This window comes from Streptomyces pristinaespiralis (genome assembly GCF_001278075.1).
Classification (GTDB): Bacteria; Actinomycetota; Actinomycetes; order Streptomycetales; family Streptomycetaceae; genus Streptomyces; species Streptomyces pristinaespiralis.
In genome coordinates this window covers 1,817,297-1,833,970 of the sequence record NZ_CP011340.1, presented here as the reverse complement: position 1 = coordinate 1,833,970, position 16,674 = coordinate 1,817,297, and the positions used below count along the sequence as shown (strand labels likewise).

General features: G+C 72.1%; 17 protein-coding genes. 2 read left to right on the top strand and 15 right to left on the bottom strand.

Annotated features, from left to right (window positions below; all coding sequences use genetic code 11):
- Nucleotides 1-45: 45 nt before the first annotated feature.
- The 15 genes from SPRI_RS07680 to SPRI_RS07610 all read right to left on the bottom strand — a co-directional run bounded on the left by SPRI_RS07680 (nt 46) and on the right by SPRI_RS07610 (nt 15,872).
- Entirely contained in the window at nt 46-933 is an 888-nt protein-coding gene (locus SPRI_RS07680) for a 2-hydroxy-3-oxopropionate reductase (RefSeq protein WP_053556790.1), read from the bottom strand.
- 33 nt (nt 934-966) lie between these two features.
- Nucleotides 967-1,806: a TIM barrel protein gene (locus SPRI_RS07675; protein WP_053556789.1), complete on the bottom strand. Its 840-nt coding sequence runs from the start codon at nt 1,804-1,806 to the stop codon at nt 967-969.
- A gap of 202 nt (nt 1,807-2,008) precedes the next feature.
- Nucleotides 2,009-2,782 carry a hypothetical protein gene (locus tag SPRI_RS07670; protein WP_053556788.1) on the bottom strand — a complete coding sequence of 258 codons (774 nt, stop codon included), beginning with the start codon at nt 2,780-2,782 and terminating at the stop codon, nt 2,009-2,011.
- 58 nt (nt 2,783-2,840) lie between these two features.
- Nucleotides 2,841-3,623, bottom strand: a complete 783-nt coding sequence (locus SPRI_RS39845; protein WP_310650514.1) for a hypothetical protein — start codon at nt 3,621-3,623, stop codon at nt 2,841-2,843.
- Complete coding sequence (locus tag SPRI_RS07660; protein WP_005310111.1) at nt 3,620-4,894, bottom strand: MCE family protein; 1,275 nt, start codon at nt 4,892-4,894, stop codon at nt 3,620-3,622. Before SPRI_RS07660 ends, SPRI_RS39845 begins: the two co-directional genes overlap by 4 nt.
- Nucleotides 4,891-6,192: an MCE family protein gene (locus SPRI_RS07655; protein WP_050791436.1), complete on the bottom strand. Its 1,302-nt coding sequence runs from the start codon at nt 6,190-6,192 to the stop codon at nt 4,891-4,893. The genes SPRI_RS07660 and SPRI_RS07655 overlap by 4 nt, the downstream gene beginning before the upstream one ends.
- Nucleotides 6,189-7,346 (bottom strand): MCE family protein, encoded by a 1,158-nt coding sequence (locus SPRI_RS07650; RefSeq protein WP_005310107.1) that lies wholly within the window; start codon nt 7,344-7,346, stop codon nt 6,189-6,191. The genes SPRI_RS07655 and SPRI_RS07650 overlap by 4 nt, the downstream gene beginning before the upstream one ends.
- On the bottom strand, nt 7,343-8,347 hold the full coding sequence (locus SPRI_RS07645; protein ID WP_037773392.1) for an MCE family protein: 1,005 nt from the start codon (nt 8,345-8,347) through the stop codon (nt 7,343-7,345). Before SPRI_RS07645 ends, SPRI_RS07650 begins: the two co-directional genes overlap by 4 nt.
- Complete coding sequence (locus SPRI_RS07640) at nt 8,344-9,381, bottom strand: MCE family protein (protein WP_005310103.1); 1,038 nt, start codon at nt 9,379-9,381, stop codon at nt 8,344-8,346. Before SPRI_RS07640 ends, SPRI_RS07645 begins: the two co-directional genes overlap by 4 nt.
- A complete protein-coding gene (locus SPRI_RS07635; protein WP_005310101.1) occupies nt 9,378-10,646 on the bottom strand; it encodes an MCE family protein in 1,269 nt (422 codons plus the stop codon). Before SPRI_RS07635 ends, SPRI_RS07640 begins: the two co-directional genes overlap by 4 nt.
- Before the next feature lie 6 nt (nt 10,647-10,652).
- The gene (locus tag SPRI_RS07630; protein WP_005310099.1) at nt 10,653-11,471 is read right to left on the bottom strand and encodes an MlaE family ABC transporter permease; all 819 of its coding nucleotides are present in this window, start codon (nt 11,469-11,471) and stop codon (nt 10,653-10,655) included.
- A gap of 3 nt (nt 11,472-11,474) precedes the next feature.
- On the bottom strand, nt 11,475-12,245 hold the full coding sequence (locus tag SPRI_RS07625) for an MlaE family ABC transporter permease (protein ID WP_005310097.1): 771 nt from the start codon (nt 12,243-12,245) through the stop codon (nt 11,475-11,477).
- The gene (locus tag SPRI_RS07620) at nt 12,242-13,201 is read right to left on the bottom strand and encodes an ABC transporter ATP-binding protein (RefSeq protein WP_037773390.1); all 960 of its coding nucleotides are present in this window, start codon (nt 13,199-13,201) and stop codon (nt 12,242-12,244) included. Before SPRI_RS07620 ends, SPRI_RS07625 begins: the two co-directional genes overlap by 4 nt.
- A 463-nt stretch (nt 13,202-13,664) precedes the next feature.
- Nucleotides 13,665-14,726 (bottom strand): RNA polymerase sigma factor, encoded by a 1,062-nt coding sequence (locus tag SPRI_RS07615; protein ID WP_053556787.1) that lies wholly within the window; start codon nt 14,724-14,726, stop codon nt 13,665-13,667.
- A gap of 54 nt (nt 14,727-14,780) precedes the next feature.
- The gene (locus SPRI_RS07610; protein WP_053556786.1) at nt 14,781-15,872 is read right to left on the bottom strand and encodes a lytic transglycosylase domain-containing protein; all 1,092 of its coding nucleotides are present in this window, start codon (nt 15,870-15,872) and stop codon (nt 14,781-14,783) included.
- 177 nt (nt 15,873-16,049) lie between these two features.
- Here SPRI_RS07610 and SPRI_RS07605 point away from each other — a divergent pair, with 177 nt between their 5' ends.
- The gene (locus SPRI_RS07605) at nt 16,050-16,298 is read left to right on the top strand and encodes a hypothetical protein (RefSeq protein WP_037776100.1); all 249 of its coding nucleotides are present in this window, start codon (nt 16,050-16,052) and stop codon (nt 16,296-16,298) included.
- Nucleotides 16,295-16,669 carry a helix-turn-helix domain-containing protein gene (locus SPRI_RS07600; protein WP_005310085.1) on the top strand — a complete coding sequence of 125 codons (375 nt, stop codon included), beginning with the start codon at nt 16,295-16,297 and terminating at the stop codon, nt 16,667-16,669. Before SPRI_RS07605 ends, SPRI_RS07600 begins: the two co-directional genes overlap by 4 nt.
- The last annotated feature ends 5 nt before the right edge of the window (nt 16,670-16,674 follow it).

The window sequence follows — 16,674 nt, the reverse complement described above, 5'->3', positions numbered from 1 at the left end:
CCGGGGCGCCTTGCGCGGCCCACGCGGGCCGGGGGCGGCCCGGTGTCAGGAGGCGGAGCCGGAGAGACGCTCCACCGCGCGCAGCAGGGCCGAGTGGTCCAGGCCGCCGTCGCCCTGGGCGCGCAGCGACGCGACCAGCTGGGCCACGACCGCGCCGACGGGCAGCGCCGCGCCGACGTTGCGGGCGGCGTCCGTGACGATGCCCATGTCCTTGTGGTGCAGGTCGATCCGGAAGCCGGGCTTGAAGTCCCGGTTCAGGAAGTTGTCCTTCTTGCGGGTCAGCACGGTCGAGCCGGCCAGACCGCCGTTGAGGACGTCCAGGGCGGCGGCGGGGTCCACGCCGGACTTCTCCAGGAAGACCACGGCCTCGGCGCACGCCTGGATGTTGACGGCGACGATCAGCTGGTTGGCCGCCTTCACCGTCTGGCCGGAGCCGTGCGGACCGCAGAGCACGATCGTCCTGCCGAGAGCCTCGAGGATCGGCCTGGCGGTGTCGAAGTCCGCCTTCTCGCCGCCGACCATGATGGACAGTACGGCCTCTATCGCGCCGGCCTCGCCGCCGGAGACGGGGGCGTCGAGCACGCGGATGCCCTTGTCGGCGGCGGCCTTCGCCAGGTCGACGGAGGTCTGCGGGGTGATCGAGGACATGTCGATCAGCAGCGCGCCGCGCTTCGCGTTCTCGAGGATGCCGTCAGGGCCGTAGGCGATGGCCTCGACCTGCGGGGAGGCCGGGACCATGGTGATGACGACGTCCGCGTCCTCGACGGCCTCGGCGATCGAGCCTGCCGCGGTGCCGCCGGCCGCCGCGAGGCGGTCCAGCTTGTCCTGCTCGAGGGTGTAGCCGGTGACGGAGTAGCCGGCCTTCAGCAGGTTCTCGGACATGGGGGAGCCCATGATGCCGAGGCCGATCCATGCGATCTTGGGGGTGCTCATCGGGGGTACCTCTCTGAAAACGTGTAAGGGAAGTCAGCGGGCCGCGCGGGCCCCGGCCGGCAGCCAGTCGAAGGACTCGGCGCTCGGACGGTCGCCGGCCTTGTACTCCAGGCCCACCCAGCCCTCGTAACCGGCCTTCCTGAGGTCGTCGAGGAGCTGCTCCAGAGGGAGCGAGCCGGTGCCGGGTGCGCCGCGGCCGGGGTTGTCGGCGATCTGGACGTGGCCGGTCTGCCCGGCGTACTCCTCGATGACCCGGGCGACGTCCTCGCCGTTCATGGACAGGTGGTAGATGTCCAGCAGGAACCGGGCGTTGCCGAGACCGGTCGCGGCGTTGACCTTGTCGATCACCTCGATCGCCGCCGGGGCGCTGACCAGCGGGTACAGCGGCGACTCGGGCTTGTTGAGCGTCTCGACCAGCAGGATCGCCCCGACGCGGTCGGCGGCACGGGCGGCGAGGACCAGGTTCTCCAGGGCGAGGGTGTCCTGGACCTGCGGGTCGGCGCCCTCGACGCGGTTGCCGTAGAGGGCGTTGAGCGCCTTGCAGCCCACGGACGCCGCGAAGTCGGCCGCCACCTCGATGTTGGCGCGGAAGCGGTCGGACTCGTCGCCGGGCACGGAGAGCGCGCCGCGGTCGGGGCCGGGCAGCTGCCCGGCGTAGAAGTTCAGTCCCACCAGCTGGGTGCCGGCGTCGTCGAGTGCCTTCTTCAGGGCGTCGAGTTCGGCCTGCGGCGGGGTGGGGGTCTCGATCCACGGCCACCACAGCTCGACCGCGGTGAAGCCGGCCGCGGCGGCGGCCGCCGGGCGCTCCAGCAGCGGGAGTTCCGTGAAGAGGATCGAGAGGTTCACGTCGTAGCGGTGGTCGCTGTATCCCATGGGGTTGTGCGCCCCTTCCGTATTGCGGAAGTCTCTTTCTGTCTGACGGAATAATCTCCGGGCGGGGTGACGGCTGTCAAGAGCGACCACAAAAAAGCGCCTCCCGAGCGGGTCGTCGGAAGGCGGGTCAGGCCTTCTTCCGTCCCTGCTCGGGAGGCGTGCGGGGGGCCGGGGGGGTCCCCCCGCGTCTCAGGGGTGGTCCTCAGAGGGCGTCGACGGCACTCACCTTCCAGCCGCCGGACGTACGCGTCATCGTCATCCGGACCCGGTTCAGATCGACCCGCGACCCGGTGACCTGCGTACTGGTGGTGACCTGGTTGACGAACAGCAGCACCACGGCCCGGTCGGGGGACGCGGACACCACGGAAGCGGCGGGCGTGCCACCGTCCGGGGGCGCGACCACGCTCGCCTTGACGACCCCGCGGTACTTCTTCGCGGTCGGCCCCACCACCTTGCTCGTGGTCCTGCCGTACTCCTCCTTGAAGGCGCCGGTCAGATGGCCGCGCGCCGCGGCGAAGTCCGCCTCCAGCCTGCGGTGGTCGTACGACAGCACCACCGGCGCCGCCTTCCGCGCCGCCGCGACCGCCTGCGTCCGGGCCGCGTCGGTACGCCGGCCCTCGGCGTACTCCCACCCCAGCACCGCCACGGCGGTCAGCCCGAGGGCCACCAGGGCGGCGAGCAGGGCGCAGAGCCGCGCCCGTCGCCGGCGCCGGCGACGCTCCGGCAGGAGCGCCGCGGCCTCCTCCGCCAGCACGACGGGCCCCACATGCTGGTTCTCGTCCCGGCGTGCCTGCGAGGCGTCGTCAGGGGCCTCGAGCCGCCGGGGAGCCGGGCCGCGCGGCGTGTCGAGCAGGGCGGAACCGCCCGGGCCCGGCCGGACGCGGTCCGACCGCTTGGCGGCCGCACGCGCGGCCGCCGACATGGCGCGACGGCCGGGAGAGGTGGAGCCACGGCCCCGGATGGTCGGGTTCGCCACGGTCTTGCTCCTCACTGCTGCTGGTACGGGTGTGCTCTCGGGCGTGCCGCCCGCCGGGTCAGCCGACGAACTCGACATGGGACGTCAGCCAGCGGCCCTTCTCGAGCACGAGGTCGAGCTGCAGCCGGTAGGTACGGGACTGTCCCTCGGGCGCGGCCTTGTTCGTCACCTTGCTGTCGGCGACGACCAGCACCCGTGCCGAACGATCGTCGGCCCGCGCTATGCCCGCCTCGAGCACCTGCCCCTCCGAGACGGACCTGTTGGCGGCGACCAGCTTGGTCAACTCGCCGGTCTGCGCGGCGAACTGCTCCTTGAAGTCACCGGTCGCGCCCTTCAGCACGTTCTTGCTGTCACGGTCGTAGTGCCGGTAGTCCAGCGACGTGAAGTTCAGCGCCGACTGGCGGGCGGCTGCCAGGATGTCCTGGTGCCGCTGCGTCTGCGCGCGCTGCTCGTACACCTCGGCGCAGAGCCAGCCGCTGAGCGCCGTGACCGCTACGGTCGCCACGGCGAGCGTGGCCGGCAGTGCCCTGCCGCGCCGCGCTGCCTCGGCCGTCCTTCCGCCGATCCGCCGCAGCGCCGCCCCGAGCCCGGCCCGCCGCCTCCCTCCTCCCGGGGCGTCGTCCTCGCCCGCGGCGCCCCTGGGGGCGCCTTCCTCGGACGTGCCCTCGGGCGCCGCGCTGCCCTTGTCCGCGACGTCCTCCGCCGCGCCGTCGTCGCGTGCCGCGCGCTCGGGCGCAGCGCCGTCCGGTGCGCCGTCCACCGGCGCGGTGTCCGCCGCGGCCGTGTCCCTGAGGGCGCTCTCCGCGGGCGCGGTGTCCTCGCGTGCGTCGTCCGCGCTCATGCCATCGGTCCCACGAGCAGCCATTGCCACGAGTCCTTTCCGAACGTGCTCTGTTCTCCGCCCGTCGAGCCGATCTCGAGGAGCGTGCCGCCCGGCCCCGCGAGGGTGCCGGTCTCCGGGTCGTACGGGGTGACGTGCGCCGCCTGCCGTGCGCCGCCGGAACCCGAGGAAGGGCCGGGCGCGTTCTGGGCGCCGCGCACCGAGGTCTCGCTGCCGCGCGGCTCGGTGCAGCGTGCCCGCGTGTTGGCGGGCCGCTCCGAGGTGTCCGCCGGGTCGCGCCGCTGGGTGCCGTAACCCTGGCGGCACGGCGGCGGGTCGTCGGCGTTCACGACCATGCCGAAGTGGGTGGTGCCGTCGCCGGGGATCACCGTGTAGCTGCCGGCGACGATCACCGGGAACGTCACCAGCGCCTGCTCCACCCCGGGCAGACGGGCCACGGTGACCTGGCCGCCGCTGATCAGGTTGGAGAGCAGCACCGGCAGATGCGTCTCGTTGGCCTTCAGCAGCGAGTCGACCTCCTGCGCCGCCGGGGCGGTGTTGCCGACCAGCCGCCTCAGGTCGCCGTCGCGGGCCTTCAGTTCGGCGGTCAGCGCGGCCAGGTCGTCCGAGAACGACTTGATCGCCGACCCCTTGTCGCTCTGGGTCTTCAGCACCACCCTCGAGTCCTCGATGAGCGCGGTCGTCTCCGGAAGGTTCTCGGAGGCCGACTCGACCAGCAGGTTCCCGGAGTCCACCAGCCTGCTCAGATGCGGACCGGTGCCGGCGAACGCCTTGCCGAGTTCGTCGACCGTGACCCGCAGATCGTCCTTGCCGACCGAGTTGACCAGGCGGTCCAGGCTGAGGACGAGCGACGTCGTGGGCAGCGGGACCCTGGTGTCGGCGCGCGGGATCTCGCTGCCCTCGTCCAGGTACGGGCCGTCGGCGCGGCGCGGCTGGAGGTCGACGTACTGCTCGCCGACCGCGGAACGGTTGGCCACCACGGCCAGCGTGTCCGCCGGTATCCGGGTCCCGTCCTCGATGTCCAGCGCCACCGAGACACCGTCCGTGCCGGCGAGCCGCAGCTCACCGACCCGGCCCACCGGGACGCCGCGGTAGGTGACCTCGGCGCCCTGGAAGATTCCGCCGGAGTCGGCGAAGTCGGCCCGCACCGTGTACCCGCGGTCCAGCAGGCCGTCCACCAGGCCGGTGTAGCGGGCGCCGACGTACGAGCACCCCACGGCGGTGACCGCGGCGAAGGCGACCAGCTGGGCCCTGACCGTACGTGTGATCACGGCTGCATCCCCTTCAGCATCAGCTCGGCGAGCGACAGGTCGATCCCCGTGGGCAGCCGGCGTCCGTCACCTGCCGTGTCCCCGTAGGAGACCTGGCTGCCGGTGCACACCGGCGGACACAGCGGGCCGTCGCCGTCGGGGGGCGGGGGAGCGCCCGGTGCGGGCGCGCCGGGAACCTCGGGAGGCGCGGTCGGCAGGGGCGCCTCGGGCAGGCCGGGCACCCCGGGCAGGTCGGGCGTGCCGGGAGGCTCGGGGAGCCCGGGCTCCTGCGGGGTGCCGGGCTTCTTCGGCTCCTCCGCGAGGTTGCCGTAGACGCTCGCCAGGTCCAGGTCCGCGGTGATCTTGAGGTTGACGTAGTCGCCCTTGATGGCGCCGGTCACGTTCCGGGGGAACGGATAGGTCGTCAGGAGCTCCAGCGAGTTGGGGAGATCGCTGCCTGCTTTGTTCAGCTGCTGCAGGATGGGCTGCAGGCTCTTGAGGTTGGCCACCGTGTCCGCGCGGGAGGTGTTGATGACCTTGGTGCCCGTCTTCCCCAGCTCCGAGAGCGAGGTCAGCATCGCCGTCAGGTTGCTGCGCTGGTCGGCCAGGACCTTCAGCGCGCCGGGCACCGTGTCCACGGCCTGAGCGATCGTCTTCTTCTCCGAGGCCAGCCGCTTCGCCAGCCGGTCGATGCCCCGCAGCGCCCGGACGATCTCCTTGCGCTGCTTGTCGAGCCCGCCGATGAACGTGTCCAGCTCGCCCAGCAGCTCCTTGACCCGGTTCTCCCGGCCCTCCAGCGCCTTGTTCAGCTCCACGGTGATCGTCTTGAGCTGCGCCACACCGCCGCCGTTCAGCAGCGCGGAGAGTGCGGAGAGCACCTCCTCGATCTCGGGGTTGCGCCCGGTGCGCGACAGTGGGATGCGCGCGCCGTCGGTGAGCCGCCCACTGGCCTCGACGCCCACCGGCGGGGACAGGGCCACGTATTTCTCCCCGAGCATGCTGGTCTGCCGCAGCTCGGCGACGGCGTTGCCGGGCAGCTTCACGTCGTCCGCGATGCGCAGCCGCACTCGGGCGTGCCAGCCGACCAGTTCCACCTTCTCGACCGCGCCCACGGTGACGTTGTTGACCTTCACCGCCGACTGCGGGACCAGGTCGAGGACGTCCCTGAAATCGGCCGTCACGTGGTAGGCGTTGCCGTCGGCGGCCGCGCCGCCGGGCAGGTTCACGTCGTACAGACCGTTGAAGTCGCAGCCGGTGAGCAGCACCGAGCCCATGGCCGTCACCAGGGCCACGGCCCTGCGCCTGCGGGGTGCGCTCATGCGCGTGCCTCCAGGATTCCGCCGAGCGTCCGGTCGACCTGGCCGGTGCCCGACACGGGGCCGGAGGCCGGCACCTCGGGCAGCGAGTCGAACAGCTTGTCCAGCTCCGCGCAGTCGGGGTTCTCGCCCCCGGCGTCGCCGGTGGTCTTCAGCAGCGAGCACAGCAGCGCCGCCGGGTCCTGCGGATGGTCGGGGTTGTTGCGGGTGTCGAGGGTGCCGGACGAGGGGTTGTAGGCGTTCTGGAGGTTCGACAGGCCCGTGGGCGCGACCTCCAGCAGCTCCGCCAGCGCCGCCCGCTGGGTGACCAGCACCTTGGTGACCTTGCTGAGCCCCTTCACGTCCTCGGTCAGCGCCTTCTTGTTGTTCTTCACGAACCTCGAGACGTCGCCGAGTGCGACTCCCAGATGCTTGAGGGCCGCCGCGAGGTCCTTGCGCTCACCGGCGAGCTGGTCCGCGACCGCGGCGAGGGAGTCGTTGAACGACCGCACGCTCTTGTCGTCGGCGGCGAGCGCCGCGGTGAACACCTGAAGGTTGCGTACGGTGCCGAACAGGTCCTGGCGGCCGTCGGACAGCGTGGTGACAGCGAGGGACAGGTCCTCGACCGTCCGGTGCATCTGTTCGCCCTGGCCGTCGAGATTGCCGGCGCTCACCCCCAGCAGCCGTGAGAGCGAGCCGTCCTTGTTGGCGCCCTTCGGACCGAGCGCCTCGGCCGTCGTGTGCAGGCTGTCGAAGACCCGGTCCAGCTCCACCGGCACGGCCGTGCGGCTCTGAGGGATCACCGCGCCGTCGCGCATCACGGGCCCGCCCCGGTACACCGGCAGCATCTGGACGTAACGGTCGCTGACCACCGACGAGTTGATGATGGCGGCCTGGGCGTCCGCCGGGACCTTGCGCCCGGGCTCGTACTCGAGTTCCACGCGCACCCGGCCGCCCTCGGGGACGATCTCGGTGACCTCGCCGACGCGTACGCCGAGCACCCGCACGTCGGAGCCCGGGTAGATGCCCACCGTGCGCGGGAAGTACGCGGTGACGCGGACCGGTTCTTCGCGCGGCCACAGCACGACGGCGGCGCAGACCAGCATTACGCCGACGACGGCGGCGGCCGTCAGCCGGGCCGTGCGGCCCTTCGGATCGAAGCGGATGCGGGCCTTCATCGCGATCCTCCTGTCCGGGGAACCACCGGAGCGGCGACCATGTTCTGGATGTAGCTGTCGAACCAGCGGCCGTTGCCGAGGGTGTTGGTGAAGACCCGTACATAGGGGGCGAGCAACGCGACGCTGCGGTCGAGGCTCGCCTGATTGCGCTCCAGCATCCGCACCACCTGGTTCAGCCCCGCGAGCGCCGGGCCGATCTCCTTCTCGTTGTCCGCGACGAGGCCGGAGAGCTGGATGCCCAGCGCTGCCGAGCTCTTGAGCAGCGCGTGGATGGCCGCCCGGCGCCGCGAGATCTCCTTGAACAGGGCATCGCCGTCCTTCACCAGGGTGGTGAACTCACCGGAGCGTTCCGCGAGGATCCTGGTGACCGAGTCCGCGTGCTTCAGCAGCTCGCGCAGGTCCTCGTCACGCGAGGCCACGGTCTTCGAGATCGCCGACAGACCCTTGATGGAGGCGCGTACCTCCTCCGGCGAGTCCTCGAAGGTCGTGGAGATGGTGTCCAGGGCCTTCGCCAGCTGCTCGGTGTCGACCTTCTCGCTGGTGGTCGTCAGATCGCTGAAGGCCTGGACGACGTCGTACGCGGGGGTGGTGCGCTCCAGCGGGATCTCGCTGCCGGGCCGCAGCTGTCCGGACCCCTTCGGCTGCAGGGCCAGGTACTTGGCGCCCAGGATCGTCTTGATCCGGATGGCCGCCCCGGTCCTCGTGCCGAACTTCGGGTCCCCCTTGACGCGGAAGACGACCTTCACATGGCTGCCGTCGAGGTCGACCTCGTCGACCTTGCCGACCTTGACCCCCGCGATGCGTACCTCGTCGCCCGGCTTGAGCCCGCCGGCCTCCGAGAACGCGGCGCTGTAGGTGTCGCCGCTGCCGATGACCGGCAGGTCGTCGGCGTTGAACGCGGCCGTCGCCAGCAGGGCCAGCGTGGTGAGGCCGACCGCGCCGATCACCACCGGGTTCCTGTCGCGGAACGGGCCGAGCCTGGGCAGGAGCCGTGTCGTCATCCGCCGCACCTCGCCCGTGCCACGTGCAGCTCCGGAGTGATGACCTCTCGGGTCCTCGGCAGCACGATCCGGCCGTCGAAGTCACAGAGGTAGAAGTTGAACCAGGAACCGTACGAGGCGGTCCCCGTCAGCTTGTTGAGCTTGTTCGGCAGCCGCTTCAGCACGCCCTCCACGGTCTTCTCGTTGTCGTTCAGCGTCTTGGTGAGGTCCCTCAGTTCGGCGATGTCGCCCTTCAGCGGGGGCCGGGCCTCCTCGAGGAGCCCGGAGGTCGCCTCGGTGAGCGAGCCGATGTTCTCCAGCGAGGAGCCGATCGGCTTGCGGTCGGCGGACAGTCCCGAGATCAGCCTCTGCAGCTGCTTGAGCAGCCCGGAGAACCGGGCGCCGCGCTTGTCGAGGGTCTGCAGCGTGGTGTTGAGGTTGTCGATCACAGACCCGATCAGCTCGTCCCGGTCGGCGAGGGTCGTGGTCAGGGAGGCGGTGTGCGCGAGGAGGCTGTTGACCGTTCCGCCCTCGCCCTGCAGCGTCTTGATGATCTCGGTGGCGAGCTGGTTGACGTCCTTCGGGCTGAGCGCCGCGAACAGCGGCTTGAAGCCGCCGAGCAGCGCGTTCAGGTCGAGCGCCGGCTGCGTCCGGGCCAGCGGGATCGTGCCGCCGGGCCGCAGCCTCGTCCCGTCGCCCGCGCCCTCGGTGAGCGCCACATAGCGCTGTCCGACCAGGCTGCGGTAGCGGATGACCGCACCGGTGCTGGTCAGCAGCGGCCGGTCGCGGGTGACGGAGAAGGTGACCTCCGCCAGCGTCCGGTCCTTGATGCGGATGGCCTGGACCTCGCCGACCCGCACCCCGGCGACGCGGATGTCGTCGCCCTCCTCCAGGCTGGTGACATCGCTGAACACCGCACGGTAGGTGTGCTCGGGGGTGAAGGAGACGTTGACGATCGTCGCCGCGAGCAGCGTCGTCGCCAGGATCGTCACCGCGGCGAAGAGAAGGAACTTGACCAGCGGTGCCGCCGTCGCGGTGGCTCGTGAGGCCTTCATGCCACACTCACCGCCGTCCCGCGCGCCATGGGCCCGAACAGCAGCGTCGCCACCGCGGGCACCCGGTCGGCGGGGACACCGAGGACCGGCGCGACCAGCGAGCCGACGGCCCGCTGCTCGGCCGCCGTCGCGGAGACCGGGCCGGCCCCGGGCGGCCCTCCTGCGGAGACCTCCTTCGTCCCGTCGTCGAGCTTGGTGTGTCCCGACGGCACGGAAGGGTTGGGGATGCTTCTGCAGTCGGGGCCGGAGCGCTCGGCATAGCGCGGTTCCTCACCGGGTTCGTACGCGGGTCGCGGGTGGACGAATTCGAGGGTGATGCGCATCTCGCCGCCCCTGAACGCCTTCTCCGACTCCCTGCTCTGGCGCTCGAGGCCGGCCAGGAGACACGGGTACTCGGGCGAGTAGCGGGCGAAGAGGCCGAGGGTCGGTCGGGAGACCCGGCCCAGGGTGATCAGCCGCTCGCCGTTGGCGTCGAAGAACTTCTCCGCCGTACCGGCGACCTCGGCCGTCCCCGTCAGGGCGGCGGCCAGCTGCTCGCGCTTCTCCACGATCGTGCGGCTCGTGGTGACGGAGTCGCGCAGGATGTTCATCAGGTCCGGCGCCGCGTCGCCGTAGACCTCCGCCACGTCGGCGAAGCGGGAGATGTCCTCCTGAAGGGAGGGCATGTGGGGGTTGAGCTCGCTCAGATAGCGTTCCAGTCGCACGAGGTTGTCGCCGATGCGGTCCCCGCGCCCCTCGAGCGCGGTGGAGAACGCGTGCAGCGTGGCGTTGAGATCGGCCGGCCGCACGGTGCGCAGCAGCGGGAGCAGGTCGTTCATCAGGTGCTGCACCTCGATGCCGGCCCGGGTGCGGTCCTGGGTGATGACGTCACCGGCCCGGATGTGCCGGCCGGAGGGCCCGCTCGGCACCACCAGGTCGACGAACTTCTCGCCGAACAGCGTCTTCGGCAGCAGCCGGGCGTGCACATCGGCCGGGATGCGCGAGACGTGCTCCGGCTTCAGCGCGATGTCGAGCGTCGCCTTCTCCCCGTCGGCCCGCACGTCGCGCACCTCACCGACGAGCAGTCCGCGCAGCTTGACGTCGGCCCGCGGGTCGAGCTGGTTGCCCAGCGTGTCCGCCTCCAGCGTGATGCGCACGACCGAGGTGAACAAATGCTGGTACGTGGCCACGGAGAGCGACAGCAGCAGCGCGATGACGGCGAGGAACACCAGCCCGTACAGCCGCAGCCGGCCGGCGTGCGCCGCGGCGCTTCCTTGCATGCTCATCGGCCCCTACCCCGCTATCCGTACGGTCGTGTTGGCGCCCCAGATCGCCAGGCTGAGGAAGAAGTCGAGAATGTTGATCGCCACGATCGAGGTCCGCACGGCGCGGCCCACGGCGACCCCGACACCGGCGGGCCCGCCGCTCGCGTAGTAGCCGTAGTAGCAGTGCACCAGGATGATCACGACAGCGAAGACGATCACCTTGCCGAAGGACCACAGGACGTCGACCGGCGGCAGGTACTGCTGGAAGTAGTGGTCGTAGGTGCCGGCCGACTGCCCGTAGTAGCCGGTGGTGATCGTGCGGGCCGCGAAGTACGAGGACAGCAGCCCCACCACGTACAGCGGGATCACCGCGACGAAACCGGCGATCATCCGCGTCGTCACCAGGAACGGCAGCGACGGGACGCCCATCACCTCCAGCGCGTCGGTCTCCTCGCTGATCCGCATGGCGCCCAGCTGCGCGGTGAACCCGGCGCCGACCGTGGCGGACAGCGCCAGGCCCGCCACCAGCGGCGCGATCTCCCGGGTGTTGAAGTACGCGGACAGGAACGCCACGAAGTTCGACGTGCCGAGCTGGTTGAGGGCCGCGTAGCCCTGGAGTCCGACCTCGGTGCCGGTGAAGAACGACAGGAACGCGATCACCCCGACGGTCCCGCCGACGACGGCGAGCGCGCCGCGCCCGAAGCTCACCTCGGCGAGCAGCCGCAGGGTCTCCTTCTTGTAGCGGCGCAGCGTCCGGCCGGTCCAGGCCAGTGACCGGCCGTAGAAGACCAGCTGCCTGCCCAGCTCCTCGAGCTGCGGCGGCAGCACACGATTCATCAGCGGCATCGCTCAGCCCCTCTGCGGAACGATCTGGAAGTACACGGCGGTCATCACGAAGTTCGTCACGAACAGCAACATGAAGGTGATGACCACCGACTGGTTCACCGCGTCGCCGACCCCCTTCGGGCCGCCCTTGGCGGTCAGTCCCTTGTACGAGGCGACGATCGCGGCGATCGCCCCGAACACCAGGGCCTTCAACTCCGCCGCCCACAGGTCGGAGAGCTGGGCGAGCGTGGTGAACGAGGCGAGGTAGGCGCCCGGGGTGCCGTTCTGCAGCACCACGTTGAAGAAGTAGCCGCCCGCCACCCCGACCACCGAGACGAGTCCGTTGAGCAGCACCGCCACCAGCATCGTGGCCAGCACCCGCGGGACGACCAGCCGGTGGATCGGGTCGATGCCCAGCACCCGCATCGCGTCGATCTCCTCGCGGATCTTCCGCGCTCCGAGATCCGCGCAGATCGCCGTGCCGCCCGCGCCGGCGATCAGCAGCGCGGTCACGATCGGCGACGCCTCCCGCAGCACCGCGAGGACCGACGCCGCACCCGAGAACGACTGCGCGCCGAGCTGCCGCGTCAGACTGCCGATCTGCAACGCGATCACCGCTCCGAACGGGATCGACACCAGCGCCGTCGGCAGGATCGTCACACTCGCGACGAACCACGCCTGCTGGATGAACTCCCGCACCTGGAAGGGCCGCTTGGGGATCGTGCGCAGCACGTCCAGGCCCATGGCGAACAGGCTGCCCGACTGCCGCAGCGCCCCGACGGGTGACAGGCTCATGCGCCGCCCGCCTTTCCGCGCACCGAGGCCCGCAGTCGCCGCAGCGCTTCACGCTCGGCGATCTCCGCCCAGCGGGGCGGGCGTTCGATGCCCTCGGTGGGCAGCAGCCGCGGTGTCAGCTCGAGGACGTCCGGCACGGCGGCGTCCGCCGTCTCACCGAGCTCTGCGAGCTCCTGCTCGACCTGGGCGGCGTCCTTCTCCTCCGCCATGCCGATCGGCCCCTGCATCCGGCCGCCCAGGAACTGCCGCACCACGGGCTCGTCGCTGGTCAGCAACTGCTCCCGCGGGCCGAACATCACCAGCTCGCGGCGGAACAGCAGCCCGATGTTGTCCGGGACCTGGCGGGCGGAGGCGATGTCGTGCGTGACGATGAGGAACGTGGCGTCGATCTGCGCGTTGAGATCGACGATCAGCTGGTTGAGATACGCCACGCGCACCGGGTCGAGACCCGAGTCCGGCTCGTCGAACAGGATGATCTCCGGGTCGAGCACCAGGGCCCGCGCGAGTCCGGCCCGCTTGCGCATACCGCCGGATATCTCGCCGGGCAGTTTGTCCTCGGCGCCTATCAGGCCGACCATGTCCATCTTCTCGAGCACGATCCGGCGGATCTCGCCCTCCGGCTTGCGGGTGTGCTCGCGAAGCGGGAAGGCGATGTTGTCGTACAGGTTCATCGAACCGAACAGCGCGCCGTCCTGGAACAGCACACCGAACAGCTTCCGGACCTCGTAGAGCTCGTGCTCGCGCAGCGTGGTGATGTCCTGCCCGGCGATCCGGATCGACCCACGCTCGGGCCGCAGCAGCCCCACAAGCGTCTTCAGGAACACCGACTTGCCGGTCCCGGAGGGCCCCAGCATGACGGAGACCTCCCCGGCGGGCAGCGTCAGGGAGACGTCCTGCCAGATGACCTGGCGCCCGAAGGACTTGGTGAGTCCTTCCACGCAGATCTCGACACCCATCCGGTACACCCTTCAGCCGTGGAGCGGTCCGACAACTGCTCTACGGGGAGGGGAGGGGCGTCCGTCGCGACGGGGCGAAGTTTTTTTCGGCGGGGTTTCGCGGGGGTGCCGGGGCGGGTGCGGGTGACGCCTGCGGCGGGCTTGTCCCCACCCTGCCCCTTCCCGCACCGGGGCAGGCCCCGGTGCGGGAAGGGGCGGGGCAGGCCCCGGGCCGCCGTACGGGCCTTCGGCCGTGCCCTCGATCCCCCTACGGCCCGGCGGCCGTGGGAGGTACCCCCGGGCGGGCTGGATTTCGCTCCGCGAAATCAGCCGCGCCGGGGGCACTCCCCCTGCGCCCGGCGGCGTGGGAGATGCCCCGACCCACGGCCGCCGGGCCGCAGGGGGAGATCGAGGCGCGGGGGTCCGGGGGCGGAGCCCCTGGTTTCGGGAAGGGGCGGGGTGGGGGAACAGCCCCGCGCAGCGGCTACGGCTGTGCCGGCGGGACCGGCACGGTCGGGACCGGTGCCGAGGGGACCGGCACGGTCGGGACCGACGCCGAGGGGGTCGGCCCGGCCGGAACCGAAGACGGCACGGCCGGAACCGACGCCGACGGCACCGGTGGCAGCGAAGGCACCAGATCCTCCGCCTGCGGCACCGGCAGCCCCGACACCGGCGGCGTCGACAGGGGCAGCGCCGGCAGCGGCACGCGGGGGAGCTCCGGCAGCGGCAGACCACGCTCTCCGGCCGGGCGGGCACCGTCCGTCGCGGCCCGGGTCCCGGGGGGCGACGGGGCGGCGTTCCCCGGCGCACCCGTAGCGCCGGGCTCCGGCGCGCCGGACCCGGCCGCCTCCGTCACGGCCGGCGGCGCGGGGCGCGGCCGGGGGGTGTCGCCGTCATGGACGTACGGCAGGACCAGGCCGGCGACCGCGAGCGTCACCGCCGTCGAGGCGAGCGCCACCGCCTGGGCGTTGCCCCCGCCGTGCGGCCTGCCCCGGCCGCACAGCCACAGCACCAGCCCGAGCGTCGCCGCCAGCGAGTTGCGCAGGGTGCGGCGGGCGCGTGCCAGCAGGGACTCGACGGTCCGGTAGCTGAGGCCCATCTTCGAGGCCACCTGACCGACGTCGAGGTCCTCCGCCTTCAGCCAGAGGGCCTCGGCCTGCCGGGCGGGCAGCTCCGAGCTGCGTACGGCGAGCCAGTTCGCCTCCGCCCGGTCGCAGACCGCCTCCTCGACGGGGACCGGCCCCGGCGGGTGCAGCCTCGGGCTGCTGCGGACCTGCGCCTCCCGGTGGACCTGGCGGTGGCGGTCCACGCACAGCCGCATGGTCACCGTCGTCAGCCAGGCGCCCAGCCGTTCGTCGTCGAGGTCCGGGTGCTCCGCCGCGCGCAGCATCGCCTCGTGCACGGCGTCCTCGGCGTCCTCGGCACTCACCGACCGGCGGCGGGCCACCTTGAGCAGGTCCTCCCGGTGGCTCCAGGCACGCTGCCAGCGTTCCCTCGACTCCCGGCCCGGCCCGTCGGGCCGGTCGGGCTGCATGTCCGTAGCCATGACGGCCCCTTCGCTCACACCGCCGGTCGCGTCCCTGCCCGGCGGGTGGCGACATTACCGCCCGGTATCCGGAGTTGTGGAGGGGCCTGCGTCCATCGAGTCCGTACCGTTGCTGGTCAGTCCGCCGGGGCCGCCCGGCAGCAGGCCGTCGCCGGGCACCCGCACGTCGGGGAGCGGCAGCGACGGCTCCGCCGGTTCGTCGCCGCCGGCCGGGACAGTGCTGCTCGGGCGCGGGGAGGGTGTGGAGGAAGGCGCGGCGGCCGGCCGGGACGGGGCCGGTGACGGCGTGGGCGTCGGGGCCGCCGCTGGGCTCTGTCCGGTGGTGCGCCGCGGTTTTGGAGCGTCCGGCGCGGACGGGGACGGCGCGCCGGACGGGGCGCGGTCGTCCGGCACCACCCGGTGGCCGCCGAGGTAGTACGCGTACCAGGCCAGCACGGTCCGCAGGTACGCCGCGGAGTGGTTGTAGCCGAGGATCGCGCGTTCGAGGTCCGCCCTCTTGGACAGGTCCCGCCCGCCCGCGCACAGGTACCGTCCGGCCGCCAGCGCCGCGTCGAAGATGTTCCCCGGGTCGGCGCGGCCGTCGCCGTTGCCGTCGGCGCCCCAGTGCGCCCAGGTGGAGGGGATGAACTGCATGGGCCCCACGGCACGGTCGTACACCGTGTCCCCGTCGTACGCCCCGCCGTCACTGTCCCTGATGAGCGCGAAGCCGTTGCCGTCCAGCCGCGGGCCGAGGATCGGCGTCAGCGACGTGCCGTCGGCGAGGACACGTCCGCCGCGCGCCTGCCCGGACTCGACCTGGCCGATCGCGGCGAGCAGTTGCAGCCGCAGGCCGCAGCCCGGGGCGCTGCGGGCGAGTGCGGACTCCGCGGCCCGGTAGGCGGCGAACACCGTCGCGGGCAGCGCTCCGGCCTCCGGTGCGGCGGGAACCCCCGGGGCCCGGACGTCCGCCGGCCCCGGCGTGCGCAGCGGCGGCAGCTCGGTGCGGTAGGCGCTGCCGCCGGAGACGGTTCCTCCCGTCGGCAGCGGCGCCGGCTGCCGCTGCCCGGCCGGGACGGCGGTCCCGGGCCCTTGCGAGGCGGTGAGCGCCGCGACCGCCATCGCGGCGGCGGCCGTCGCCTTGACACCTCTGCCTACGCGTCCTGTCATGATGCAGACCCCTCCCTGTGCCACCGGTCCGGACGGAACCGGGACCGGCGTGGCTCTCGTCGTCTGCTCTACGCGGGACCGCCGCCGGTCCGTCGCGCCGCGACGCGTGTTCCGGCCGGTGCCGGTGAAGGGGGAGCGGGTCAAGGCCTACGGGACAGGCCCTAACGTGGAGGCATGGTGCGACTGAGAGTGGAGTTCACGACGGAGCCGTTCGACCTGGACGAGCCACCGCCGCACGCCGTGGCGGTGCGCGAGGTCGTGCAGGACGCGGATCTGGACGCGGTGGACGTCGGACCGTTCGGCAACACCGCGGAGGGCGGTGCGGAGCAGGTGCTCGGCGCCGTCGACGCGTTGCTGCGCAAGGCGCTGGAGAACGGCGCGACCCGGGTCTCCCTCCAGGTCAACGTGGTGGAGGGCCAGGGATGACGGCGCTGGACCACGCGCTCGCCCAAGCGGTGAAGCCCCTCGTCGACGCCATGGGCGGGGTGTTGATCGAGCCCGGCGAGGCCGCGGCGGACGACGTCGTGCTCAGCTGGGAGGGCGAGGAGGTCCTCGCGGTGCGCCTTCCGCAGCTCGCGGACTCGCTGGACCACATCCTCGCGGCCCTGGAGCGGCAGCACGGCCGGCCGCTCGCGGAACTCGACCGCAGGACCAAGCAGTCGATCGTCAGGACGCTGGAGGCGCGCGGCGCCTTCTCCGTCCGCCACGGTGTGGAGACGGTGGCCGGCGCGCTCGGCGTCAGCCGCTTCACCGTCTACAACTACCTGAACCGCGAGAAGAGCCCTTCGGACGGCTGACGCCG